Below are 25537 nucleotides of genomic sequence, written 5' to 3' on the forward strand. Positions count from 1 at the left end.
AGTTGGGCGGGGAGTACTGGTATCGGAATCTGCGGGAGACGGTGGAGTTCGAGCAGGCCACCCGCACCCTCCTCGACCTCGGACACACCGCCTTCATCGAATGCAGCCCCCACCCGATCCTCACCCTCGGCCTGGAAGAGACCGCCGAGGACATGGGCGTGGACCCTGCCGTCCTCGGCACGCTCCGCCGCGACGACGGCGGGCCCCGCCGCGCCCTGCACTCCCTCATGCGCGCCTACGCCGCCGGTGTCGACGTGGACCTGGACGCCCTGTGCCCGTCGACGAACACCCGGGTCGACCTTCCTACGTACGCCTTCCAGCGCCGCCACTACTGGCTGGAACGCAAGGCTCCGCACCCCGTGGCCGACCCGGCCTCGGCCTGGCGCTACCACGTGGGCTGGCGCCGGGTGACCCCACCGCACGCTGTGACGGGACCGGCAGGGGCGTGGCTGGTCGTGATCCCCGCCCAGTGTCTGGACGCCGACGAGGTGACGCAGTGCCTGGCGGCCCTGGGCGAGGGCGGAGCCGTGGTGCGGGAAGTCGTGGTCGACGCCCGCTGGGCCGACCGCGAGGAGATGGCCGAGCAACTGCGTGAAGTACGAGCCGACTTGGGCGAGGTGGACGACGTCGCCGGCATCGTCTCTCTGCTCGCCCTCGACGAGGCACCCTGCGAAGAAGCGCCAGCCGTCCCCGCCTCGGTGGCCGGTACGGTCGTCCTCGCCCAGGCACTCGACGACGCGGGTGTCGCCGGACGGCTCTGGTGCGTGACCGGCGGCGCGGTGTCCGTGGGCGGCGACGACCCCGTCACCCACCCCACCCAGGCACATCTGTGGGGCCTCGGCCAGTCCATCGCGGTGGAGCAGCCCGAGCGGTGGGGCGGCCAGGTGGACGTGCGTGGTGACGTGCGTGATGACGTACGAAGTGACGTACGCGCCGGGCTCCGTGCCGTGCTGTCCGGCGCGCTCGGGGACGAGGACCAGATCGCCCTGCGCGGCCAGGAGACCTGGGTCCGGCGGCTCTCCCGCGCCCCGCTGCCGGACGGCCCGACGGCCGGGACGGCCGGGGGCGGCTGGTACAAGGGCGGCACCGTGCTGGTGACGGGCGGCACCGGCGGCCTCGGCTCCCACGTGGCCCGGTGGCTGGTGGACGCGGGCGTGGAGCGGGTCGTGCTGGCGAGCAGGCGTGGCAAGGACGCGCCGGGCGCGAGCGAACTGCTCGACGAACTCGCCCGGTCGGGACCGTCAGGAACATCAGGAACATCAGGAACATCAGGAACGGCGGGGTCGGGCACATTGGGACCGGCGGACGTGGTGGTCGAGGCATGCGACGTCGCCGACCGCGAAGCCCTCGCCGGAGTGCTGGCACGCATCCCCCGGGAGTGCCCGCTGACCGCCGTCTTCCACACCGCGGGCGTCGTGGACGACGGCCCGCTCGCCGCCATGACCGTGCCCCAACTCGACTCCGTGCTGCGCGCCAAGGCCCAGGCCGCGCTGCACCTCCACGAACTCACCGCGGACCAGGACCTGACCGCCTTCGTCCTCTTCTCCTCCTGCGGCAACATCCTCCCCACCGTCGGCCTCGCCAACTACGCGGCGGCCAACGCCTACCTCGACGGACTCGCCGAGTTCCGCGCCTCCCAGGGGCTGCCCGCGACCTCGGTGGCCTGGGGCGCGTGGGCCGGGGGCGGCATGAACAACGACACCCTCGACGCCTGGCTGCGGCTGGGCGGCGTCCAGCTCATGGACCCCCGCGAGGCGACGGCCGCGATGGGCCGGGCCCTGGACCTCGGCGACACTCTCGTCGCCATCGCCGACATCGACTGGGAACGCTTCACCGCGTTCAGCGTCTCCCGGCCCCGCCCCCTCGTCCGCGACCTGCCGGAGGTGAGGGACGCGGCGACGGCCGTGAGCGGACCCGCCGCGGACAGCGGTACGCCCGAACTGGCCTCCCGGCTCGACGGGTTGACGTCCGGCCAGTGCGAACGGGTGCTCCTGGACGTCGTACGCGAAGGCATCACCGCCGTCCTCGGCCACGACCCGGACAACATCCAGCCCGACCGGCCCTTCCGGGAGATCGGCCTGGACTCCCTCACCGGCGTCGAACTGCGCAACCGCCTCAACTCCGTGACCGGGCTGCGGCTGCCCGCCACGCTGGTCTTCGACCACCCCACACCGGGGGCGCTCGCCCGTTCCCTGCGGGAGCGGATCACCGGCACCGCGTCGCCGGGCCGCACGGACCCCGTCACGACGGTCGACGCACCTGCCGCCGCCGACGCGGACGACAGCAGCGACCGGGCCGTCATGGCCGCCACCGACGACGAACTGTTCGCCATCATCGACGACGCCTGACCTCCGAGGCGCCGGGACGACACCGCGAAAGGGAGACGATGTCAGGCCTGCACACCGATGCCGACCTCTGGGTGAGGCGCTGCCGACCGGCCGCCACCGACGCGCCGCGGCTCGTCTGCTTCCCGCACGCCGGCGGCAGCGCGACCTACTACTACCCGCTCGCCGCGGCGCTCGCGCCCGAGATCGACGTCCTGGTGATCCAGTACCCCGGCCGCCAGGACCGCCACCGCGAGCCGTGCGTCGACGACCTCCACCGCCTCACCGACCACCTCCACGAGGTCCTGGCCCCCTGTCTGGACCGGCCGTTCGTGTTCTACGGACACAGCATGGGAGCCGTGCTCGCCTTCGAGGTGGCGCGCCGCTGCGAAGGCGGGGCGCGGCTCTGGCCCGCCCACCTCGTCGTCTCCGGGCGGCGCGCCCCGTCCCGGCACCGCCACGAGACCACGCACCTCCAGGACGACGCGGGCCTGATCAAGGAGCTGGTCGCCGCGGGCGGCACCGACCGGCGGCTCACCGAGGACGCGGAGTTCCTCGCGTCCGTGCTGCCGGCGGTACGCAGCGACTACCGCGCCGTCGAGACGTACACCTACCGCCCTGGACCGCCGCTGACCTGCCCGGTCACGGTGCTCACCGGCACCGCCGACCCGAAGGTGACCCTGGACGAGGCCCGCGCCTGGCGCGGCCACGGCTCGGGGGAGTTCGCGCTGCGCACCTTCACCGGCGGCCACTTCTTCATCGAGGAGCACCGCGACGCCGTCGCCGGTGTTCTCGCCGACACCCTGCGCCCGCACATCCGCGACCGGAACAGCCGCGAGGGGGCGCGATGACGGAGGAGCGGCGCGCCCCCCGGCCCGCGGGCGCCACGATGCTGGACCTGCACACCGTGGCGGAGCTGCGGGCGATGCACGACCGGCAGATGGCGAAGCTCCCCCGGCCCGAGGTGCACGAGGCCGTCGACCTCACCGTCGCGGGACGGCCCGCCCGCCTCTACCGGCCCGACGGCGCCCTGCCCCAGCCCGCCCTGGTCTTCTTCCACGGCAGCGGCTGGGCGCTGGGCGGCGTCGAGTCGTACGACCCGGTCGTGCGCGCGCTGACCCGCGCCTGCCGGGTCGCGTTCGTGTCGGTGGGCTACCGGCGCCCGCCCGAGCACCCCCACCCCGCCGCCGTCGACGACGCGGAGGCGGCGGTGCGCTGGGTGGCCGCGCACGCCATGGAACTGGGCCTCGACGCGGCCCGGCTCGGCATCGCCGCCGAGAGCGGCGGAGGACAGATCGCCCTCGCGGCGGCCCTGCGTCTGACCACCCGGCCGGCCGTGGGCCACCGGGACCCGGCCGCCCCCGCACTGGCCCTGCAACTCCTCGCCTACCCGATCGTCGACCTGCGCCCCGACCCGCCCACCGGCGCCCACTCCGCCGACCTGCGCGGCATGCTCGACCTGTACCTGGGCGACGCCGACCGCACCGACCCGGAGGTGTCCCCGCTGCTCGCCCCCGACCTGAGCGGGCTGCCGCCCACGGTGATCGGCACGGGGGAGTTCGACTTCCTGCGCCCGCAGATACGGGAGTTCGCGGCCCGGCTGAGCGCGGCCGGGGTCGCGACGACGCTCCTGGACGGCGCCGGGCTCGACCACGGCTACCTGGGCTGGGGCTCCTTGGCGCGCGGCCCGGCCGAGGCCATCGACGCCCTCGGCGCGTGCGTGCGCCGCGCGCTCAGGCCCACGCTCAGGCCCGCGGACCCGCCGGGTCCGGCGGCTCGATGACGCCCCGCCCGACAGGCAGCCCGGCCTCCAGATGCGCCAGGGCCTCGTCAAGGGCGGCGGGCCCGTCCAGCGACGGGTCCTTCGCCCAGTCCAGCCATACGGTGAGGACCACACCGCACACCGCTCCCGAGAGGGTGCGCAGCTCCGGGTCGTCCGGCGCCCGGTCGGTGCGCTCGGCGAGGAGCGCCGCCAGTTTGGGCAGGATGCCGGTGATGTTCGTGAAGTTCGCCGCCCACAGTTCGGGCACCGAGAGCACCACCATCTCCCGCTCCAGGTTCTCCCGCAGCTCCTGAGCCGTCTGCCCGGCGAACACCGCGCGGAACGCCCGGCGCAGCGCCTGCGTGGGGCTCAGGCCCGGCGGCTGCGCCTGGAAGGCGTTCCTGAGCTCGACGTAGTCGTCGTCGAGCCTGACCAGGTCCTCCTTGGTCGCGAAGTACCGGAAGACCGTGCTGGGGGCGACCTCCGCGGCCTCGGCGATCTGCTCGACCGTGGTGACGTGGTAGCCGCGCGTCCGGAAGAGCCGCAGCGCCTCCCGCTGGATCGCCGAGCGCGTCCTGGCCTTCTTGCGCTCGCGGAGCCCCGAGGGCCGCGGGGACCGGGGGGCGGGCGGAGCGGCGGTCTCGGTGAGCGGTTTCCGGCCACCGTTCGGCAGCGAAGTCATGCGTCACCTCCGGTGCGACTCGGTCACGGGCTCGACGAGGCGCGGGCCCTGCCGACCGGCTCATGATAGCCAGCGCCGCCCGCGCCTCATCCGCCCTGACAGCTCCCGGCCGGCCACGGCCTCCCTGCCCCGGGACCTCGCTACCCCGCCACCTCGTCGGCCAGCGCCGACTCCTCGGACAGCGCCGACTCCTCGGACAGCGCCGCGGCCAGCGCGGCGACCGTGGGGCGCTCCAGGAGCTTCTCCAGAATGTCCTGCGCGCTGCTGCGCAGCCCGAACTCCGCGCGCAGCGGCCCCAGCATGGTCACCACATGGAGTGAATCGCCGCCGAGGTCGAAGAAGTTGTCCTCCACGCCGAAGTCGTCACGGCCCAACGCCTCGCACCACAGCTCGAACAGCCGCCGCTCGACGGCGCCGCGCGGCGCCACCCGCTCGGCCCCCGGCGCCTCCTCCCAGGGAGAGGGCAGCGCCCCGCGGTCCACCTTGCCGTTGGCGCTCAGCGGCAGCCGGTCGAGGACGATGAGCTGCCGCGGAACCATGTACTCCGGCAAGGTCTCCTCGGCGGCCGTGCGCAGCGCCTCCACGTCCACGGCGGCCGGTTCGCCGCCGGGCGCCACCGCAAGGAGCACCCGCATATAGAGGACGCCCGGGGACGCCTCCTCGCCGGGGAGCGCGGTGACGTGCTCGAAGCCCGCCGCCGCGAGGTGCGCCCGCCACTGCGCCACGCTGAGCAGGGGCAGCCGCTCGTCCTCCCCGCGCTCCTGGGCCAGACCCTCGATGTACGCGACGGTGATGAGCGCCGACGGCATGTTCTCCGTGCTCTCCAGCGCCACCAGCATTCCGCCGGGGGCCAGCAGCGAGCGCAGGCCCTCCAGGGTCGCGCCGATGTCCTTGGCGTCGTGCAGCACGTTCGAGGCGATCACCACGTCCGCGCAGCCCGGCCCGAAGCCCTGCTCGGCGAGGTCCCCGTCGATGTCGAGGACCCGGTGTTCGAGGAAGGGGTGGGCGGCGCCGAAACGCCGGGCGGCCCGCGCCGTGAAGTAGCTGGAGATGTCGGTGAAGCAGTACCGGACCCCGTCGCGGGGCAGCTCCGGCAGGACGCACTCCGTCGTCGCCCCGGTGCCCGCCCCGACCTCCAGGACACGCACCGGCCGGCCGCCAGGCCAGGCGTCGACGAAGGCCCGTACGGCCTGCGCCGTGGTGCGGTTCTGCACCCCGGCGACGGCGTTGTCCGCGTACAGGGCGCGCGTGACGCGCCAGTCGCCGTCCGGCATCAGGAACTCCAGGGGGCTCACCTCGCCCCGCAGCAGCGCCACTTGGTTCTCGGCGCAGCTGGTGAAGTACTCGCGCAGCACCCCGTGGGACCCCGCGGTGCTGACACCGTCGAGCGTCCTGCGGATCTCCTCGTCCAGGGCGTCCGGCTCGAAGGGGCGGGCGCAGCGGTAGGTCCCGTCGTCGGCCGCGCTCAGCCAACCGCGCGCGACCAGCTCCGCGAGCTGACGTTCCATCAACTCCCGGTACACGGGCTTGATTCCGCAGGCGACGATGGACTCCAGGCGGGCGCTCGCACCCGCCGTCCGGAAGAACCCGAGCCGGGCGAGGGCGCGCGCGATCACCATGGGGCACAGCGCGTCCGCGACGGCCAGGGTGTGCTCCTCCTCCCGCAGCTCCCCGGAGCGCTCCGTCAGCTCCCGGCCGAGCCGCGCCCCGGCCTCCTCGGCGGTCCGGCGCAGCCGCTCGGCCGCGCCCGGCGCGTCGGCCCGCACGGCGCGGTCCGCCGTGGGGACGACGTAGCCGACGAGCTGGCGGCGGCCCGTCCTCGGGTTGGTGCCGATGGCGGCCACCGCCTCGGCCACGCCCTCCTGCCGCGCCAGTGCCGCCTCGACCTCGCCCAGCTCGATCCGGTAGCCGTTCAGCTTGATCTGCGCGTCCTCGCGGCCGAGGAAGTCGATGTCGCCGCCGGGCAGGTAGCGCCCCAAGTCACCGGTCCGGTACAGGCGTTCACCGGTGCGAGGGTGACGTACGAACCGCTCGGCGGTCCGCTCCTCGTCGCCCCAGTACCCCTTGGCCACCCCGGAGCCGCCGATCCAGATCTCCCCGGTGGCCCACACCGGGCAGGGGCGCAGCCGCTCGTCGTACACATGGAGCGTCTGGTTGGCGAGGGGCTTGCCGTACGGGATGCGGGTCCACGCCGCGGGCACCTCGCCGATCGGGTACGCCACCGACCAGATGGACGCCTCCGTGGCCCCGCCCAGGCTGATCACCCGGGCGTCCGGACAGTGCGAGCGGACGGCACCGGGCAGCGCCACCGGGATCCAGTCGCCGCTGAGCAGCGCCAGCCGCAGCCCGGCCCCGTCCCGCGAGGCGTCCCGTGAGGCGTCCCGCGAGGCGCCCGAGTCCGGGTCGTTCTTGAGGCCGTCCACCCACGCCTGCATCAGGGCGGGCACCGAGTTCCACACCGTCACCCCGTGACGTCGCATCAAGTCCGTCCAGTGGCCCGGGTCGTGGGCGTGCGCGGCGGCCGGTACGACGACGGCCGCGCCGGCCGCCAGGGTGCCGAAGACGTCGTACACCGAGAGGTCGAAGCTGAGCGAGGAGAGCGCGAGGACCCGGTCGCGCGGACCGACACCGAAGCGCTGGTTGATGTCCTGCACGGTGTTCGCCGCGCACCGGTGGTCGATCACCACGCCCTTGGGCTGCCCGGTCGAGCCCGAGGTGAAGATGGTGTACGCGAGGTCGCCGGGCGCCGGAGCGGTGGCGGGCGGCCCGTCGGGAGCCTCGCGCACCCGCGCGTCGGCGCACGTCACCACGTGGGCGCCGGCCGGCCAGTCGAGGCGGTCGCGCAGCGCGGGCGTGGTGACCACGGTCCGCACGCGGCACCGATCGAGGAGCTGGTCGCGGCGGGCCCGCGGCCACTCCGGGTCGATCGGCAGATACGCGGCGCCGGAGCGCGTCACCCCCAGCACGGCGGCGACCTGCTCGCGGCCCTTGCCCATCACCACGGCCGTCAACTCATCCGTGCGCGAGCCGAGTTCGATGAGCCGGTGCGCCAGGCGGTGGGCCTGGGCGACCAGTTCGCGGTAGGTGTAACCGCCGTCGTCGGCGATGACGGCGACGGCGTCCGGAGTGCGCCCGGCCTGGTCCTCCACCAGGGAGCACAGGGTGCGTTCCGGGATCTGCGCGGCCGTGGAGTTGGCGGCCAGGCGCTCGCGCTCCTGCCACGCGGGCAGGGGGAGCGCCGCGTCGGGATCGTCCCAGAACGCCTCGTCGGCGAGGCGGCCGACCAGATCCCCGTACGAGGTGAACATGTCGTCGAGCATCCCCTCGGGGAACAGCTCCTCCGCCACGTCCCAGTTGAGGTGCAGGGCCCCGTCCTCCTCGGTGACCTGGTGGTCGAGCCAGACCTGCGGCGTCTGGCTGACGCCGTGCACGACGTCGCCGAGGAAGCGCAGACCGCCCACCACCCCGTCCTCCGACGAGGCCCCGAGCAGGCTGGTGAAGACCACCGGCATCGCCGCGCCCGGCATCCCGCCGCGCCGCCTGGCCCGCTCCCGAAGGACCTGCACACCGCTGTACGCGAGATGCTCCAGGTCCCGCGTGAGCCGCTGGTGCACGGCCTGGGCGCGGGGGCCGAAGGCCGTGTCCGGCGCCGCGTCGAGCGCGAGCAGGGTCAGCGACGTGAAGTCACCGACGACGGCGTCGACCTGGGGGTGCAGCGGAGGCCGGTTGAACAGCGTGAGGTTGAGCGTGCAGGCCGACCCCCTGGACCAGGTGCGCAGCACCTCGCCGAACGCCGTGACCAGGGCCGCGGAGGGCGTCAGACCCCGGCGCCGCGCGATGTCCTTGGCGGCGGTCCAGCGCTCGGCGGGCACCACGGCGTGCCGGCGCCGGAAGGGGACCGGCCCGGCACCCGGCGCCCGGGCCGCGCGCAGCGGCAGCTCGGGCGCCGGGGGCAGCTCGTCCAGTCGGTCCAGCCAGTACTCCTTGGCGCGCGCGTACTCCGGGCCCTCGCGCCGCGCCAGCTCCGCCAGGACGCAGTCGCGGTAGGAGAGCGCGAGCGGCGCGGGGGAGAAGTGGGGGTCCTCGTAGAAGCGGCGCCACTCCTGGAAGAACAGGTCCACACTGAACCCGTCCATGATCAGCATGTCCAGGCTCAGATGCACCCGCAGCCGCGTCCCGTCCAGGCGGCTCGCGCGGATGTCGAAGAGCGGCCACTGGTCGGCCGGGAGCACCTGGTGGCTCATCTCGCCCCGCACGAGGGCCAGTTGTTCCTCGCGGCCGGCCTCGTCGAGCTCCCGCAGATCGTGCACCCGTATCTCGTACGGCGGCACCTCGCGCAGGACGCGCTGCAGGCCGGACGGTTCGACGACGGCGCGCAGCATGTCGTGCCGGTCGATGACCTTGCGCAGCGCCGCGCCGAGCCGGTCCAGGTCCAGGCCGTCACTGGCCAGTTCGGCGTACGTGTGGGTGGCGGTGCCGCCCATGTCGATCGCCGGGTTGCGGCCCACCCAGTACGCGTGCTGGATGTCGGTCAGCGGGAACGGCTCGTACCGCTCGCCGGGCCGGGGCACGATCTCCTCTGGGGCGCCGCCGTGACCGGCCCGGCGCAGCAGCTCGATCAGCTCGTCCCGGTGCCCGCGCAGCCGCGCGCGCAGCTCGTCGGTGAGGGTGCCCGCGGGGGCGAGCACGTCGAGGCGGCCGTCGGACAGGCGGAGCCGTACGCCAAGGCGGTGCAGTTCGCTGAGCAGTTCATACGCCATGGTGGGGGTCCTCACGCGGTCCGGCGGGCGGGCGAACCCACCCGCTCCGTCGTCGACTCGGCCAGGACGGCATCGAGGATGTGCTTCATGCGGCTCCTTAGGTCCCCGGTGAGTCCCCGGTAAGTCCCCGGTGACGGCCGTCCGAGTATCCGGGCGCCGCCGACGCCGCCCACACCCGTAGCTCCCCCCTAGGCGGTGCGGCCGGTTCCCTAGGGGTGGCCCGGGGGCTGACGTGGCCGCCGGGCCCGCTTAGCGTCACGTGGCGAAGCCGTCCGCCCGCGCACCACCGAGGTGCGGCTCACCGATCCGACGCCCCGTGCCCCCTGGAGGGTCCGATGAACTTCGGCATCTCGCTGCTGCCCGACTGCCGCCCGGAGGTGCGTTCGGCGGAGGACTACTTCGCCGACGTGCTGCGCGTCGCCGAGCTGGGTGACCAGCTCGGCTACACCCACGTCAAGATGACCGAGCACTACCTCCACAGCGCGGGCGGCTACTGCCCGAGCCCGCTGGCGTTCCTCGCCGCCGTGGCCGCGCGGACCCGGAACATCCGGCTCCTGACCGGCGGCATCCAGGCCTCCTTCCACCACCCCGTGCAGATCGCCGCCGAGACCGCCCAGGTCGACGTGATGAGCGGCGGCCGGCTCGACGTCGGCTTCGCCCGCGCCTTCCTGCCGTACGAGTTCGACGCGTTCGGCGTCAGCATGGACGAGAGCGTCGCCCGGTTCCGCGCCACGGTCGACTCCGTCGTACGCCTGTGGACCGAGAAGGAGGTCACGGACGAGACCCCGTACTACAGCTACCGCAACGCCACTTCGTGGCCCGGCGTGATCCAGCGCCCGCACCCGCCGGTCTGGGTCTGCGCGGTGATGTCCGAGAGCAGCTTCCGCTGGGCCGGCGAGAAGGGCCACAACCTGCTGGTGACGGCGTCCCCGCGGCCGGAGACCTTCCAGCACGTCAACGCCCTGCTGAACGTCTACCGCGAGGAGTTCGACAAGCACCACGGCGCCTCGGGCCGCAGGCCGCAGGTGGGCATGGTGGTGCCGCTGGTCCTCGCCGACACCGACGAGGAGGCCATGGCGGCGGCGCGGCCGCACCTCGACGAGTACGTCGCGGTGTGGAAGGAGGCCGCCGCCTCGGTGGCCACCATCGACTCGCCCGACTACCAGAACTACGCGCAGGTCTTCGCCAAGTCGGTCGAGGCCGGTGGCGGCGGTACGGGCGCCAACGGCGTCATCGGCTCCCCGGAGACGGCGGCCCGCCGTGTCACGGAGATGCGCGAGGCCCTGCGGATGGACACGATCCTGTGGCAGGTCGACTTCGGCGGCCAGCCCTACGCCAACATGGAGCGCAGCCTGCGGCTGTTCGCCGAGAAGGTCCGGCCGCTGCTCGGCTGACCGTCCTGGGGCGGCGGGTGACATCGCGTCAGAGTGGTGGTCCCGCGTTCCGGATGCTTAACGCAAGCCGATTATGAGAGTAGCCTCCCACTTGACTGCCCACTAGCGAAGTGTGGAGTGAGCTGTGTCTACCTACCTCTACCGGCTGGGCCGGTTCTCGTTCCGGCGGCGCAGGCTCGTCGGCCTGCTGTGGCTGGGGCTGCTGATCGCCGCCGTCGCCGGGGCGGTCACGCTGTCGGGCGCGACGTCGGAGGAGTTCCGCGTCCCCGGTACGGAGTCGCAGCAGGCCAACGACGTGCTCAAGGAACGCTTCCCGGAGGCCGGCACCGGCGGCGCCACCGCCCGCGTGGTGTTCGCCGCGCCCCCCGGGGAGAAGCTCCAGGAGCCCGGCACGCAGTCCGCGATCGACAAGACCATCGACGAGCTGCGCGACGCGCCCGAGGTCGCCAAGGTCGAGTACTCGCCCAAGGCGGTCTCGAAGGACGGGCGGATCACGTTCGCCGAGGTGAGCTACAAGGTTCCCGCGGGTGACATCACCGACGGCGACCGCGAGGCGCTGCGCGACGCCCTCGGCCCCGCCCGCGACGCCGGGCTCACCGTCGAGACGGGCGGCGACGCCATCAAGGCGTCGGCCACCGGGGCCGCCGAGCTGATCGGCGTCGTCGTCGCCGCCGTGGCCCTGCTGGTCGCGCTCGGCTCGGTCGTCGCCGCCGGCCTGCCGCTGCTGCTCGCCTTCGTGGGCCTCGGCATCAGCGTGTGCGCCGTCTACGCCGCGACGGGATTCTTCGACCTGACCGAGGACACCGTCGTCCTGGCCGTGATGATCGGCCTGGCGCTCGCCATCGACTACTCCCTCTTCGTCATCTTCCGCTACCGGCAGGAGGCCCGAGCCGGACGGAGCCTGGAGGACGCCGCCGGACGCGCCGTCGGCACCGCGGGAACGGCCGTGGTCTTCGCGGGCCTGACCGTGCTCATCGCCCTGCTCGGCCTCTCGGTGGTGCGGCTGCCGCCGCTCACCCAGATCGCGGTCGCCGCCGCCCTCGCCGTGGCCGTCACCGTGTGCGTCGCGCTCACCCTGCTGCCCGCGGTGCTCGGCTTCGTGGGCCCGCGCGCCGTGCGCGGCCGCCGGGCGGTGGCGCGGCCCGGCGGCGACGCCCCCGGCACGGGCGTCGAAGGGGCGCCGAACGAGGGCACCCTGCTGAAGCTCGACCCGCCGCTCGGGCAGCGCTTCTGCCGCCTGATCACCCGGCATCCCATCCCGACCCTCGTGGCGACCCTCGCCGCCCTGGCCGTCGTCGCCCTGCCCGTGCAGGACATGCGGCTCGGTCTGCCGGACGAGGGCACCGACCCCACGCACACCACCCAGCGCAAGGCATACGACCTGCTCAGCGAGGGCTTCGGGCCCGGCTTCAACGGCCCGCTCCTCGTCGCCGTCGAGAGCGCCGAGGGCGAGAGCGCCAAGGAGGCGTCCCAGCGCACCTACGACCAGGTGAAGGGGCTCGACGGAGTGGCCGCGGTGAACCCCGCGGTCATGAACGAGGCGGGTGACACGGGCCTGTTGACCGTCGTATCGACCGGCGGCCCGACCAGCGAGTCCACCAACGACCTGGTGGACGCCATCCGCGACAAGAAGTCGCAGATCCACGAGGCGACCGGCGCACAGGTCGCGGTCACCGGGCAGACCGCCCTCAACATCGACATGTCGAAGAAGCTCTCGGACGCCCTGCTGCCCTACCTCATCCTCGTGGTGGGCCTGGCCTTCCTCCTGCTGATGATCGTCTTCCGCTCGCTCCTCGTCCCGCTGACCGCCGCACTCGGCTTCCTGCTCAGCGTCGGCGCGACGTTCGGCGCGGTCGTCGCCGTCTTCCAGTGGGGCTGGCTCACCGACGTGCTCGGCGTGGACCGCCTGGGCGTCATCGTCAATCTGCTGCCCATCTTCCTGATCGGCGTCGTGTTCGGCCTCGCCATGGACTACCAGGTCTTCCTCGTGACCAGGATGCGCGAGGCGTACGTCCACGGGGCCTCGCCCAAGGACGCCGTCGTCGTCGGCTTCGCGCAGAGCGCCCGGGTGGTGACCGCCGCGGCGGTCATCATGATGAGCGTCTTCGGAGGCTTCGTCCTCGCGGACTCGACGATGATCCAGGCGGTGGGGTACGCCCTGGCCGCGGCCGTGTTCTTCGACGCGTTCGTGATGCGGATGACGGTGGTGCCCGCCGTCATGTCCCTGCTGGGCAGGGCCGGCTGGTGGCTGCCCGCCGTACTGGATAAGGTGCTGCCCGACGTGGACGTGGAGGGCGAGCGGCTGCGCGGGTTCGACGAGCCGCCGAAGAGCGACGCCGTCGCCGCACCCCGCGAACCACTGCCCGAGGCACGGCGCGAGTAGCCACCGCCGCGGCCAGCGTGGACGCGGACCCGTACGCGTACGCCCGCCCCCGCCATCCCCCGGTCGGGGCGGGCGTACGTCCTTCCTCCCAGCGCGCCTGTCCTTCTTCTCGGCTCCGTCCTCTCAGCGCACGGCGGTGACGAAGCCCCGCCCGTTCTTGCGGCCGAGCCACCCGCTCGACACCAACTGCTCCAGGATCGCCGGAGGCTCCTGCGCGGGATCACCGAAGTCCGCGTACAGCCGGCGCTGGATGGCGAGCGACACGTCCAGACCGATGGCGTCGAGCAGGGCGAAGGGACCGAGCGGATGGCCGAAGCCCTCGCGCACGGCCGTGTCGATCTCGTCGGCGCTCGCCCCAGGCCGGTCGAGCAGCCTCATGGCGTGCCCGAGGTAGGGGAAGAGCAGATAGTTGACGAGGAAGCCCGTGCGGTCCGCGCACCGCACGGTCGTCTTGCCAAGGCGCGCGCAGACGGCCTCGGCGATCCGCACGGTCGCGTCGTCGGTGGTGTCGGCCCGGGCCACCTCCACCAGCTGCATCAGCGGGGCCGGATTGAAGAAGTGCGTGCCGATCACCCGCGCCGCGACGCCCGATGCCTCGGCGCACACGGCCACCGGCAGGCTGGACGTCGTGGTGGCGAGGACCGCGTGCGGCGCGCACACGGCGCCCAGCCGCGCGAACAGCTCCCGCTTCACCGCCAGGTCCTCGGCGACCGCCTCGATCACGAGGTCGCAGTCGCCGAGCGCGCTGAAGTCCCCGGTGACGCTCAGCGCCTCCAGTGTCGCCGCCTTCGTACGGGCGTGGATCCTGCCGCGCCGTACGGAGCGGGTCAGCGAACCCGCGACCGCCGCCAGCGCCTCGTCGGCCTTGGCGTCACTGCGGGCCACCAGCGCCGTACGGAACCCCGCGGCGGCCGTGGTCTCGGCGATGCCGCGGGCCATCACGCCCGAACCCACCACACCGATGCGGCGCACGGCGGCGGTGCCCCCGGCGGGCGGCCGGGCGGCGGCCGGGCGGGCCGGGGCGGTGTCGAGCGGGGCGCCCGACTCGTCGTAGGTGTAGAAGCCGCGCCCGGTCTTCCGGCCCAGGCGGTCCCGCGCGATCATCGTGCCCAGCAGGGGAGCGGGCGCGAAGGAGGCGTCCCCGGTGCGGGCGGCGAGGTCGTCGAGCACGGCCGCCGCGCTGTCGAGGCCGATCCGGTCGAGCAACTGGAAGGGACCCAGCGGCAGTCCGCAGCCCAGCCGCATGGCGGTGTCGATGTCCGCCCGGTGCACCCGGTCCCGCTCGTGCAGCCGCACCGCCCGGTTGAGGTAGCCGTACACCACGGCGGTGGCGTCGTCGGCGGCCTGGTGGGTCACGCTCGTACGGGAGAGCCCGATCGCCGACAGCACGGCGTCGAGGGCCTCGACGCTCGGCGCGGCGGTCAGCGTGGTGCGCGTGCGTTCCACGAAGCCCCCGGGCGCGGGTGGCGCGAGGAAGCGCAGACCGACGGTGTCGGCGGGACGTCCGACGGCGGTGGCGAGGCGGTGGAGCGGCACCGCGGAACCGGTGGTGACCAGGACGGTGCCCTCAGGGCAGACCGCGGCTGTCGCGCTCAGCGCGGTGCGCTTGGCCCGCTCGTCCTCGGGCACCGCCTCGATGACGAGCGACGCGCGGCGCAGCGCCGCCGTCTCGGTCGTCAGGGCGCTCTCGGCGGCGGGGAGGCGTTTGCGGACGCGGGCCAGCACGCTCACGTCGCTGTCCACACCGATCACCTCGTGGCCCGCGTCGAGGAGCATGCCCAGGAGGGCTTCCCCCACCACGCCGAGGCCGACGACGCCGACCGTACTCACCTGCCGTGTCATTCCTGCCGTCATTCGTGCGGTCCCCTCATGGCGCGGAAGCGGTTGGCGGTGGCAGCGGATATTCAGCAAGGGCGGGGAATAAGGCGCGGACCCGAGAATTTCTGGGCCGGGCGCTCTTCCGGATGGAATGCGCTGATGATTTCTGCCACGCTTCGGAAGCTAAGGAGGGGTATCCGACGGGGCAACCCCTGAGTGGGCGGGGCGGCTTAGGGGGTGGCGTGCGGCGTCGGCGGTAGGGGGCGCGCAGGGGAGGGGCCATCACGGGCGCGGAGCTGGACCCGGGCGCCCGAAGTGTTCTAATGCCCCACCCACCAGCGGGTGTTGGCGCACCTTCGCCGGGTTTCGGACATGTGCGCCCGGATCGTAACGCCGATTTTCGGACGTTTGCGTCCGTCTGTCGAACGTCTCGCGGGTTTGTCGGAGCGGACTCCCACTATGCGAAAGGGGCTCCGGCCGAAGAGGGCCGGAATTCCCTCGGCCGACGCGGTGGCTGGAACGACGTCGGCGACCTTGGCGCGCCATGGCTTGCGGACCTTGACTACTTTAGGGTCGAACCGCTGCCGCAGATGGCCCTTTCTTGATCGAAATGGCGCCACAAGCGGTCATGGACCAGTGATCCTTTTTTCCGATGTGCCACCTGTACCGATATCAACTTCCGGGTCTACTTCTGGATGGGCGGGAATGATGGCTGCAGAGAACAGGCGTTTCTTTGCCTCGCGGGGATTCTCCTCGGGGCGGTGGCGGGCCGGCTCCCCCGCGTGGAGCCGGCGTGCGGCGTTCGGCGCGGCCGCCACGGCGGCGGGCGCCGTCCTGCTGGGCGCGACCTCGACCAGGGCCGCGACCCGGACCATGCCGACCGGCGGACCGCCGCCTTCCGAGCGCATGCACGAACTCGATTTCCTGCTCGGGTCCTTGCGCTGCCTGTTCAACACGGGCTCCATCCTCACGGCCCGCGTCCGCCCCATTCTCGGCGGCCATTACTACCAGCTGGATCTGACGCACGTACGGCCGCAGAAGAAGGAAAGGGTCAGGGGCAGCTGGGTGCTCGGCTGGGACCGGGTCGACACCAGGTTCGTCTCGTACTACTTCGATGACGCGGGGATGCAGGGCACCTCGACCTCCCCGGGATGGCGGGACGGGCATTTCGTCCTCACCGGTTCGTTCGTGCTCGGCGAGTTGGCGCAGCACGTGGTCATCAAGAGCGACATCACCCGCATCGACGAGGACCATTTCACCATCGAGGAGCACATCGAGAAGAACGGGAAATGGGAGCTTCTCGACACCCAGGACTGCCATCGCAAGAGGTAGTCCGCCCGTTCGCGTGGCGGGCACGTCGTGGACCGGTGATACATACGAGGGGGGACTGGATGGATCTCTTGGAACGCGATGCCGAACTCGCTTTATTGGGCGAGGAATTCGAGCAGTGTCTGCGCGGACGGAGCAGGGTCGTCGTCATCGACGGAGCGCCCGGCAGCGGAAAGACGGCACTGGTCAGGGCGTTCACCGAGCGGGCCGAGGCCGCGGGCGCCCTGCTGCTGCACGCCGGCGCCTCGCGGACGGAGAGCACCATCCCGCTGAGCCTGGTCGAACAGCTCTTCCAAGGGACCGCGCTGCCGCTCCTCGACGCCGAGCGTGTGAACCGGCTCCTTGTCGGCGACGAGATCGGCCACCACACGTACGACGGGCCCGGCGCGCCCCCGCCCGCCGCCGGACAGCTGGCGCCCGCCGTCCTCGGCGAACTGTACGAGACGCTCCAGGACATGAGCACCCGGCAGCCGGTGGTCCTCGCGGTGGGCGACGTGCAGTTCACCGACCGCGCTTCGCTCCAGTACCTCCTGCACCTCATACGACGCCTGCGGTCCTCGCGGATCCTCGCCGTACTCAGCGGCTGCCTCGCCCCCGGCCCCTGGCACTGCCGCCTCCAGTCCGAGATGCTCCGCCTGTCCAACTGCCGCCGAGTGCGGCTGCGCCCGCTCACCGTCGACGCCGTCGCCACGCTGCTCGGCCGCGCCCTCGACGCGGACACCGCGCGCCGCCTCGCCGGGGAGTGCCACAAGGAGAGCGGCGGAAGCCCGCTCCTCGCCCGCGCGCTGGTGGCCGACCAGGCGGAGCACGGCCGCTCCGGGGGCCGCCTGCTGATCGGCCCCTCCTTCGCGCAGGCCCTTCTCGGCAGGCTCTTCCAGAGCGAACCCCGCGTCCTGGAAGCCGCGCGGGCCCTCGCCGTACTCGGCGAGAACACCACCCCGTCCGTGCTCGGCAGGCTCCTCGGCACCGGCCCCGAAGAGGCGGCGACGGCCATCCAGGAGCTGGAGTCCTCCGGCCTGCCCGCCGACCGATACCAGCGGGGCGGCGCCCGCACGGTCGTACTCGGCGCGATGAGCGCCGAGCAGTGCCGGGTGACGCACTCCCGAGCGGCCCGGATCCTGCACGAGGAGGGCGCCCCCGCACCCGCCGTCGCCGGACACCTCGTCGCCTCCGGAGACGTGCGGGCCTGGGGCGTGCCGATCCTCCGGGAAGCAGCGGGGAGCGCGCTCGCCGACGGAGACCTCGGCCGGGCGGTCGGCCGGCTGCGGCTGGCCCGCGCCGCCTGTACGGACCCCCGCGAACGGGCGCTGGTGACCGCGACGCTCTGCGACGCCATGGGCGGAGTGAACCTCACGGCCGCCAAGCGCTACGTCCCCGAGCTGATGCAGGCGGTGCGACAAGGCCACCTGACGGGTCGTCATGGCGCGCTGACGCTCGGCTACCTCATGTGGTACGGGCAGACCGACGACGCCTGCGAGGTCCTGGACATCCTCAGAAGCGAGGACAGCGACCACGTCCAGCACGGCTACGGCTCGCCCTCGCTCGACAGCGCACTGCTCTGGCTGCCGACCCTCTACCCCGGCTTCGCCGGCCTGACGTCGCTGAACCACCCCTCACCCGCCTCCGTGAAGATCCCCATCGCCTCGGTGTGGGCACCCCACCGCAGGGCCGCCGCCGCCCTCAACACCGTGCTCAGCAAGGGCCCCGACGCCGAGGCCACCGCGGCCGCCCAGCAGATCCTGCACGGCACGCGGCTCGACGACACGACTCTGCTGCCGATCGTCGCCTCCCTGCTCACCCTCGTGTACGCGGACCGGCCGCCGCGGGCCACCGAACTGTGCGAGGCCCTGTGCGCGGACACGGACGACCACCGGGCGCCGATCAGGAGCGCCGTGTTCGCCCTCGTCCAGGCCGTCGTCCACGAGCGGGCCGGCGCGCCCAAGGCGGCCGAGGAGCAGGCGCTGCGCGCCCTGACGGTGGTCTCGCCGGACGCGTGGGGCGTAGCCGTCGGCGTCCCCCTCGCCCTGCTCGTCATGAACCTGACGGCGATGGGCAAGTACCAGGAAGCCGCCGCCTACCTCGACTTCCAGCTGCCCGCGGCGACCTTCGACACCCTCGCCGGGCCGCTCTACCTGCGCGCACGCGGCCACTTCCACCTGGCGACCGGCCGCTTCGTCGCCGCCCTGCGGGACTTCGAGGCCTGCGGCGCCGCCCTGACGAAGTGGGGCTTCGACACCCCGCAGGTCGTCCCCTGGCGCAGCGACGCCGCCCAGGCGCTGGTCTGCACGGGCGCCGCCGACCGGGCCGCCGAACTGGTCACGGAGCAGCTCGCACGGCTCGCCCCCGGCACCTCTCGCACGCGCGGCATCACCCTGCGCGCCCAGGCGGCCACCCTGGAGGTGAGCAAGCGGGGCACCCTTTTGTGGGAGGCGGTGGACAACTTCCGCATGTGCCGCGACGAACTCAGCCTCGCCTACGCGCTCGCCGACCTGAGCCGCACCCATGAGGCCCTCGGCGAGTACCGCAAGGCGCACGGGGCGATGCGCAAGGCGCTCACGCTGGCGGAGCGATGTCACGCCGAACCGCTGAGGTCGACCCTCGCCTCGTACCACCAGACCTTCGCCGCGTCGGAGAACAACGCCGACGGGCAGGTGCTCAGCAGCTCCCTGGCCCTGCTCAGCGACGCGGAGAACCGCGTCGCCGTCCTCGCGTCCGAGGGCTTCACCAACCAGCAGATCGCCAACCGCCTGTACATCACGGTGAGCACGGTCGAGCAGCACCTCACCCGCGTCTACCGCAAACTCTCGGTGAGCCACCGCTCGGAACTGCCGAGCAAGGCGGCGCTCGGCTAGGCAGTGTCCGGCCTAGGGGCACCCTAGGGGTGACGCGGCCGACCGGCCCGCGCCTAGCGTCGAGCCCGTTTCCTGCCCAGGACGACCATCCTGCGATGGTCCCTATCAGTCGCGGATGTGGCCATGGCGGACGAAGACGTACTGCGGAACTACCTGAAGAAGGCGACGGCCGAGCTCCAGAAGGCACGCCGACAGCTCGGCGAGGCGCGCTCCGGACGGCGGGACGAGGGCGACGCCATCGCCGTCGTCGGCATGAGCTGCCGGTTCCCCGGCGGCGTACGCGGCCCCGAGGACCTGTGGCGCCTGGTGGCCGACGGCACGGACGCCGTCACCCCGGCCCCGGACGACCGGGGCTGGGCCGGGATCGGGCCGGACGTCCGCGGCGGGTTCGTGGCGGACGTGGCCCGCTTCGACGCGGCCTTCTTCGCGGTCGACGAGCGGGAAGCCCTCGCCATGGACCCCCAGCAGCGCCTGCTCCTCGAAACCTCCTGGGAGGCCTTCGAGCACGGCGGCATCGACCCCGCCCGGGTGCGCGAGACCCGCGTCGGCGTCTACACGGGGCTCGCCCACTGCCAGTACGCGCCGCCCGCCACGGCCGACACGGGACTCCCCGAAGACGTGGCGCAGCACCTCGCGTCCGGCAGTGCCGCCAGCACCGCGTCGGGCCGCATCGCGTACGCCCTCGGCCTGGCGGGCCCCGCCGTCACGGTCGACACGGCTTGCTCGTCCGCGCTGGTGACCCTGCATCTGGCGGGCCAGGCCCTGCGCGCGGGCGACTGCACGCTGGCCCTCGCCGGCGGGGTGACCGTCATGGCGACCCCCGCCGTCCTCGCGGAGTACGCGCGCAGGGGCGGCCTGGCGGCCGACGGGCGCTGCAAGCCGTTCGCCGCGGCCGCGGACGGCATGGGATTCGGCGAGGGCGTCGGCGTCCTGCTGCTGGAGAAGCTCTCCGACGCGCGCCGCAACGGCCACCGCGTCCTGGCCGTCGTGCGCGGCTCCGCCGTCAACCAGGACGGCACGACCAACGGCCTCACCGCGCCCAGCGGCCCCGCCCAGGAACGCGTCATCGCCCAGGCGCTCGCCGACGCGGGGCTGCGCCCCGACGAGGTCGACGCGGTGGAGGGCCACGGCGTCGGCAGCTCCCTGGGCGACCCCATCGAGGCCCAGTCGGTACTCGCCGCGTACGGCCAAGGACGCGCGGACAACCGGCCGTTGTGGCTCGGCTCGGTCAAGTCCAACCTCGGGCACACCCAGATCGCCGCCGGAGCCGCGGGTGTCATCAAAATGGTGATGGCCCTGCGCCACGGAACGCTGCCGCGCACGCTGCACATCGACCGGCCGGACCCGAAGGTGGACTGGGACTCCGGCGCCGTACGGCTCCTCACGGAACCCGTCGACTGGCCCCGGGGCGGACGTCCACGCCGCGCGGGCATCTCCGCGTTCGGCTTCAGCGGCACCAACGCCCACGTGATCCTCGAAGAGGCGCCGCCCCCCGACGCCGAGGACGATCCGGCGCGCCCCACGGCCGACGCCGCCGGGGGCCCCCTGCCGTGGGTCCTGTCGGCCAGGACACCGACGGCACTCGCCGCACAGGCCGCGCGGCTGCGCGAGCGCCTGACCGCGGGGCTCGACGCGACCCCGGCCGAGATCGGCCACGCCCTGGCGACCACACGCGCCTCGCTCCCGCACCGCGCGGTGCTCGTCGCGGAGAGCCTGACGGCGTTCACCGAGGGCCTCGACGCCCTGAGCAGGGGCGAGGCCGACGCGACGCTGGTGCGGAACACGCCGGACGCCCCGACGGGCCGGGCGGCGGGCGGCTCCGCGTACGTGTTCTCGGCCGACGCCCACGACGACCGGCTGCGGGAGACGGCACAAGAACTACAGTCCGCGTTCCCGGTGTTCGCCCGCACATGGGAGGAGGTACGGCGACACTTCCCGCCCGCCGACACCGCACCGCTCGTCCAATTCGCCTTCGAGGTCGCGCTGTTCCGCCTGCTGGAGTCGTTCGGCATGGAACCCGACTGGGTGTCCGGATGCGGGGTGGGGGAGCTGGCCGCGGCCCACGTGGGCGGCGCGCTGTCCCTGGCGGCGGCGTGCGAGCTGCTCGCACCCCGCGAGCCTTCCGCCTCCCCGGCCGCCTACGAAGAAACGACCACGCCGCCCGCCGACCCCGGCTCCGGGCCGCGGCGCCCCCGCATCCCGGTCGTCGACGCGGCCACCGGCAGGACCCGCACCGCCGAGGAGTGCTCCGTACGCGGGTTCGCGCACGACACATCGCAGCGGCGGACGAGCTACGAAGAGGCGGTGGCCCACGTCACCGCACGCGGCGCGAGGACGGTGTTCGGCCTGGGCCCGGGCGCCGCGCTCCACGAACCGACCGGGTCCACGGACCGCCCCGGCCCTCGCCGCCCGGCCACCGAAGCCGTCCTCCGCGCGCTCGCCGAGCTGTATGTGACGGGTGTCGACGTCAACTGGCGTGGTGCGTACGCGCAGCTGGCGACACCCCGACATGTCGACCTGCCGACCTACCCCTTCGAGGGCAGCCACTACTGGCTGGACGGCCGGGCCATGTCCGCCACCTCCGCCGAACGCACCGACACCCCGCCGCTCGGCGCGCGCTCCCCGCACCCTCTCCTCGGCACGCCCTTGGACCTGCCCGACCCCACGACCCGCTGGTACACGCACACCCTCGCCACCGAACAGCCGTGGTACCTGGGTCAGACCCTGCTGTTCGGCACCCCCGTGGTGTCTCCCGCCGCCCTCATCGAGTGGGGCCTGGCGGCAGCGCGGCACGACGGCCCGACAGGTGTCCCGTACACGGCATCAGGGGTGAGCCTGCCGCGCGTACTGCCGCTGCCGGAGGGGCGCCGCCTCCCGGTGCAGGCACGAGTCGACACCACGACGGAAAGGCCGGGCGCGACGGGGTTTGCCCGCACTTCGGAAGAACCCACGACCAACGCCTCCCAAGACCGCCGGAACACGCACCCGTGGACCGAGCACATCCGCCTCTCCCTCACGACACACGGGACACCACCGCGCCCCGCGCCGCTCGACCCACGCGGCTTCCGTGACCTCCGCGCCGCCATGGAGGAGCAGGACGTCGAAGACCTCTACACGCGACTCGCGCGCGCGGGCGCCGAGTACGGCCCCGACGCCCGCGGCGTCAAACGGCTCTGGCGGCAGGCCACGGAAGCCCTCGCGCTGATCGAAACCGGACCGGGGAAGGGGGCGACGGAGGCGGACCACCATCTCCTCCACCCCTTGGTCCTGGACGCCTGCCTGCTGGCCGCGGCCACGCTCACCGGCGAGACCGACGGTCAGCTCCGCCTGCCCACAGCCGTCGCGCATCTGCACGTCTACGACCGGCTTCCGTCCCGCGTCTGGTGCCACGCCCGCCGCCACGGCGGTCAGTCGTCGCCGGACGACGCCCCGATCGACCTGCACATCCTGACCGAGGACGGCGAACGCCTGGTCACCGTCGAAGGGCTGACGCACGCTCCGCAGGCCCCGACGGACCTGCCCGCGGCGGCCTCCTCGGCGTGGACGGTACGGCGGGAGGTGACGTCCCTCCTCCCGCACGCCCCGGTCGAAGCCCGAGACCTGCTCGTCGGCCACCTCCTCACCCACGTCCCGGGCACCTCGGAGACAACCGACCCGCGCGATCTGAGGCTGAACCAACTGGGCGTGGACTCCCTCGGCGCCGTCCGCCTCCGCGCCCGCCTGCTGCGCGACTTCGGCACGGACCTCCCGCTCGAAGTCCTGCTCGGCCCTTCCTCCCTGACCCGGATAGCGGAGGAGATCTGCGCCCAGCTCACGGCGCGGAGCCTGCTCGCGCCACCCTCCGCCGACGACCTCGCCGGCGCGGACGGGCAAGGCGTCCAGGAAATCCTGACTCTCTGACCTCGGAGAGGAAAAACACAAGACCCCGGTCTCCATGACGGAGACCGGGGTCTGTCGCGAGCGCTGGGCAGGCCTTGCACCTGCATCTCCCCACAGGAAGTGGGGCGCCTTTCCTTGGACCACCAACGCCGGGCCCTCTCGCCGTGTTTCCGGCGGCGGGCTCAAGATCAAACATAGCGTACGGACGCCCGGACGCACAAATGAGCTACCCGGCCGACGGGCCACGCCCGCCCCGCGCGGCCGCCGTCGCGATCTCCGCCAGGGACAGGCCGAGTTCCTCGTGCAGGAACCGTACGACCGTCCAGTGCGGCAGGGCGTCCTCGTCGAACGGCCCGAACGCCTCGGTGTAGAGGGGAATCCACCGCAGCGCCTCCTCGGCGGCCGTCTCGCGCCCCGGGTCCGCCTGGTAGGCGTCGTACGAAATGCTCCGATGGTGGATGAAGTGGCCGCCGGGGAGCCGCTGCTCGCACAGCTCCCGGTACTCGCGGGTCTGGAGGATGAGGTAGTGCCAGATCTCGTCGATGTCCTGCTCGACGGGGAGGAAGAGGCCACCCAGCCGGTCGGGGTGACGGGAGACCAGGTAGAGGTAGCGCAGGCATTCGCGGACCTGATACCTGACGTGGGCGGCGTCCGGCGCGCCGGGCTTCGCGGTGAAGTGCCGCACCACCTCGTCGTGCAGGGCCGCGCCGAGCAGCTCCTCGGCGGTGGGGGCGGGTGTCGCGGTTGTGGGCATGGCGGGGTCCTGTCAGGGGCGTGAGGGCGTGAGGTTGTGAGGTGGCGCAGGGCTTCGGTGTGACGTTCAGGCGGCCGGTTCCGGGGCGGCCAGCCAGGCGTACTTGCCCGAACGCCCGATCGGCACGTGGGCACGGTGTTCCACACGGCATGAGCGACCCGTCAACGCGCCGACTGCTGAGGCCAGTTCGGCCTCCTCCTGCGCCGTGAGCGGCACGCCGTCGAACGTCGTACACCACAGCCGGCACCGGCCCTCACCGGTCAGGTGCAGTTGGTGCAGGAACACACGCGGGCAGACGGCGGCGACGCGGGCGTCGAGATCGGCCTGGGCGACGGGCCCGTCGGGCGTGGCGAGGAGCTCCTTCTCACGGCCGCAGAAGGAGACGATCCGCCGAGGGTCGTCGCTGCCGTCGCGGGTGCGGACGCAGTCGCCGGAGCGGTAGCGGACCAGCGGCATGTACGGGTTGCGGACGCTGGTGACGATGAGGCTGTGGATGCCGCTGCCGGGCTCCACCGGGATCAGCTCCACGCTCATCCCGTGCAGGTAGGGCCGGTAGGCGCCGTCCGCGTCGCTGTAGAAGAGGTAGCCCAGTTCGGTGCTGCCGAAGAGGTCGATCACGGGGCAGTCGAAGTGCGCGCGCAGCTGGGCGCGGACGTTCAACGGCGTGTACTCGTAGGCGTGGACGATGCCGGCGGGCCGGGGGAAGTTGTCCCACAGGTCCCATTCGGTGACTCTGCGGACCAGATGTGCCAGGTGGTAGCCGGAGCAGTCCAGGAGGTACGAGCCCTGCGGGTGCGCGGCGCTGACCTCGCGGATCTCCGCGAGCATCCGCTCGACGTCGGCGCGGTCCCAGTCGGCGGGGTCGAGGCGGCGGTTGAGGTACAGCGTGCGGTCGTCGAGCCAGCGTTCACCGGGGGTGGCGCCCGGCTTGCGGGAGTTGACGCGGGCGACGTGCTCCGTGGCGAGGACGGTGGTCAGCGAGATCCGCCGGGCGCCGTCGTGCCAGAGCGGGCCGAGGTCGGGGTGCTCGCTCCACAGCCGGTAGTAGGAGCGGAGCAGGAAGTACGGCGGCCGGATGAGCTGCATACGGGCGTGGTTGGTCCCGGTGGAGAGCACGAACTCGGCCTCGCCCGTCTCCAGGGCGCGGGCCAGCTCGGGGGTCATCCAGTTGGCGGGGAAGTCCCGGGCGATCTCCGGCTTCTCCAGGATCGGGAAGTCGCCGCGCTCGATGGACGCGCGGTAGACGGGGATGTCCCGGATCTGGTCCAGGACTTCGGCGCTCGGCACGGGGTTCAAGGGGGCTCCGGGGCGGGGGCGGGGAAGGAGTGGGCGAGGGCAAGGGCGGGGCCGCCGCCACGGCGCCGACGGCCGTGGCGGCGGCCCCGCGGGGTCAGCGGCTCAGGAGATGCAGCCGGTCTTGCCGGTGGCGCTGATGCAACCGCTCTTCGGCATCGCGCTGATGCAGCCGTCCTTCGCGGCCCCCGTGGCGCCGCCGGTGGCCGAGTTGGCGGCGACCCACTTCTGCCACACGGACTCTTCGGTCATGCGCTTGATGAGCTGCTCCATGGTGAAACCTCCATAGTTGGTTGATATGTGATGC

The 25537-nt window shown here is 73.0% G+C and carries 14 protein-coding genes; 8 read left to right on the forward strand and 6 right to left on the reverse strand.

All coding sequences use genetic code 11. The annotated features are described in order from the left end of the window. From ACWDZ7_RS37550 to ACWDZ7_RS37560, 3 genes are all read left to right on the forward strand, one after another. Window positions 1-2348: type I polyketide synthase (locus ACWDZ7_RS37550; protein ID WP_451803237.1), on the forward strand; the 2348-nt coding region annotated here is incomplete at its 5' end. Window positions 2349-2386: 38 nt separating this feature from the next. Then, the gene (locus tag ACWDZ7_RS37555) at window positions 2387-3175 is read left to right on the forward strand and encodes a thioesterase II family protein (RefSeq protein WP_451803238.1); all 789 of its coding nucleotides are present in this window, start codon (window positions 2387-2389) and stop codon (window positions 3173-3175) included. Further along, window positions 3172-4107, forward strand: a complete 936-nt coding sequence (locus ACWDZ7_RS37560; RefSeq protein ID WP_451803239.1) for an alpha/beta hydrolase — start codon at window positions 3172-3174, stop codon at window positions 4105-4107. The genes ACWDZ7_RS37555 and ACWDZ7_RS37560 overlap by 4 nt, the downstream gene beginning before the upstream one ends. Here the strand turns inward: ACWDZ7_RS37560 and ACWDZ7_RS37565 are convergent. Together ACWDZ7_RS37565 and ACWDZ7_RS37570 are read right to left on the reverse strand one after the other, a co-directional pair. Further along, complete coding sequence (locus tag ACWDZ7_RS37565; protein ID WP_451803240.1) at window positions 4070-4768, reverse strand: TetR/AcrR family transcriptional regulator; 699 nt, start codon at window positions 4766-4768, stop codon at window positions 4070-4072. The two genes, ACWDZ7_RS37560 and ACWDZ7_RS37565, sit on opposite strands and share 38 nt — an antisense overlap. Window positions 4769-4908: 140 nt before the next feature. After that, window positions 4909-9528, reverse strand: a complete 4620-nt coding sequence (locus tag ACWDZ7_RS37570) for an amino acid adenylation domain-containing protein (protein WP_451803241.1) — start codon at window positions 9526-9528, stop codon at window positions 4909-4911. A gap of 335 nt (window positions 9529-9863) precedes the next feature. Between ACWDZ7_RS37570 and ACWDZ7_RS37575 the strand changes: the two genes are divergently transcribed. Together ACWDZ7_RS37575 and ACWDZ7_RS37580 are read left to right on the forward strand one after the other, a co-directional pair. Continuing rightward, on the forward strand, window positions 9864-10922 hold the full coding sequence (locus ACWDZ7_RS37575) for an LLM class flavin-dependent oxidoreductase (protein ID WP_451803242.1): 1059 nt from the start codon (window positions 9864-9866) through the stop codon (window positions 10920-10922). 124 nt (window positions 10923-11046) lie between these two features. After that, window positions 11047-13305: an MMPL family transporter gene (locus tag ACWDZ7_RS37580; RefSeq protein WP_451803243.1), complete on the forward strand. Its 2259-nt coding sequence runs from the start codon at window positions 11047-11049 to the stop codon at window positions 13303-13305. A gap of 123 nt (window positions 13306-13428) precedes the next feature. Here ACWDZ7_RS37580 and ACWDZ7_RS37585 read toward each other — a convergent pair whose 3' ends face one another. Then, on the reverse strand, window positions 13429-15135 hold the full coding sequence (locus ACWDZ7_RS37585) for a 3-hydroxyacyl-CoA dehydrogenase family protein (protein WP_451803244.1): 1707 nt from the start codon (window positions 15133-15135) through the stop codon (window positions 13429-13431). 696 nt (window positions 15136-15831) lie between these two features. On the opposite strand from ACWDZ7_RS37585, the gene ACWDZ7_RS37590 reads away from it, so the two are divergent. From ACWDZ7_RS37590 to ACWDZ7_RS37600, 3 genes are all read left to right on the forward strand, one after another. Further along, entirely contained in the window at window positions 15832-16455 is a 624-nt protein-coding gene (locus tag ACWDZ7_RS37590) for a DUF1579 family protein (RefSeq protein WP_451803245.1), read from the forward strand. 59 nt (window positions 16456-16514) lie between these two features. Further along, a complete protein-coding gene (locus tag ACWDZ7_RS37595) occupies window positions 16515-19304 on the forward strand; it encodes a helix-turn-helix transcriptional regulator (protein WP_451803246.1) in 2790 nt (929 codons plus the stop codon). Window positions 19305-19427: 123 nt separating this feature from the next. Further along, the gene (locus tag ACWDZ7_RS37600) at window positions 19428-23204 is read left to right on the forward strand and encodes a type I polyketide synthase (RefSeq protein ID WP_451803247.1); all 3777 of its coding nucleotides are present in this window, start codon (window positions 19428-19430) and stop codon (window positions 23202-23204) included. A 205-nt stretch (window positions 23205-23409) separates the two neighbouring features. Here ACWDZ7_RS37600 and ACWDZ7_RS37605 read toward each other — a convergent pair whose 3' ends face one another. The 3 genes from ACWDZ7_RS37605 to ACWDZ7_RS37615 all read right to left on the reverse strand — a co-directional run bounded on the left by ACWDZ7_RS37605 (window position 23410) and on the right by ACWDZ7_RS37615 (window position 25503). Next, window positions 23410-23937 carry a hypothetical protein gene (locus ACWDZ7_RS37605; protein WP_451803248.1) on the reverse strand — a complete coding sequence of 176 codons (528 nt, stop codon included), beginning with the start codon at window positions 23935-23937 and terminating at the stop codon, window positions 23410-23412. A 66-nt stretch (window positions 23938-24003) separates the two neighbouring features. Further along, on the reverse strand, window positions 24004-25233 hold the full coding sequence (locus tag ACWDZ7_RS37610; RefSeq protein WP_451803249.1) for a hypothetical protein: 1230 nt from the start codon (window positions 25231-25233) through the stop codon (window positions 24004-24006). Window positions 25234-25335: 102 nt separating this feature from the next. Next, a complete protein-coding gene (locus tag ACWDZ7_RS37615; protein WP_451803250.1) occupies window positions 25336-25503 on the reverse strand; it encodes a hypothetical protein in 168 nt (55 codons plus the stop codon). Between the last annotated feature and the right edge of the window lie 34 nt (window positions 25504-25537).

Source organism: Streptomyces sp. NPDC003032, from assembly GCF_053591415.1.

Bases quoted from the DNA above. Each gene is read 5' to 3' on its own strand.
- ACWDZ7_RS37560 (WP_451803239.1), top strand. From the start codon at position 3,172: ATGACGGAGGAGCGGCGCGCCCCCCGGCCCGCGGGCGCCACGATGCTG.
- ACWDZ7_RS37605 (WP_451803248.1), bottom strand. From the start codon at position 23,937: ATGCCCACAACCGCGACACCCGCCCCCACCGCCGAGGAGCTGCTCGGC.
- ACWDZ7_RS37565 (WP_451803240.1), bottom strand. From the start codon at position 4,768: ATGACTTCGCTGCCGAACGGTGGCCGGAAACCGCTCACCGAGACCGCC.
- ACWDZ7_RS37590 (WP_451803245.1), top strand. From the start codon at position 15,832: ATGGCTGCAGAGAACAGGCGTTTCTTTGCCTCGCGGGGATTCTCCTCG.
- ACWDZ7_RS37615 (WP_451803250.1), bottom strand. From the start codon at position 25,503: ATGGAGCAGCTCATCAAGCGCATGACCGAAGAGTCCGTGTGGCAGAAG.
- ACWDZ7_RS37555 (WP_451803238.1), top strand. From the start codon at position 2,387: ATGTCAGGCCTGCACACCGATGCCGACCTCTGGGTGAGGCGCTGCCGA.
- ACWDZ7_RS37600 (WP_451803247.1), top strand. From the start codon at position 19,428: ATGGCGGACGAAGACGTACTGCGGAACTACCTGAAGAAGGCGACGGCC.
- ACWDZ7_RS37595 (WP_451803246.1), top strand. From the start codon at position 16,515: ATGGATCTCTTGGAACGCGATGCCGAACTCGCTTTATTGGGCGAGGAA.
- ACWDZ7_RS37570 (WP_451803241.1), bottom strand. From the start codon at position 9,528: ATGGCGTATGAACTGCTCAGCGAACTGCACCGCCTTGGCGTACGGCTC.
- ACWDZ7_RS37575 (WP_451803242.1), top strand. From the start codon at position 9,864: ATGAACTTCGGCATCTCGCTGCTGCCCGACTGCCGCCCGGAGGTGCGT.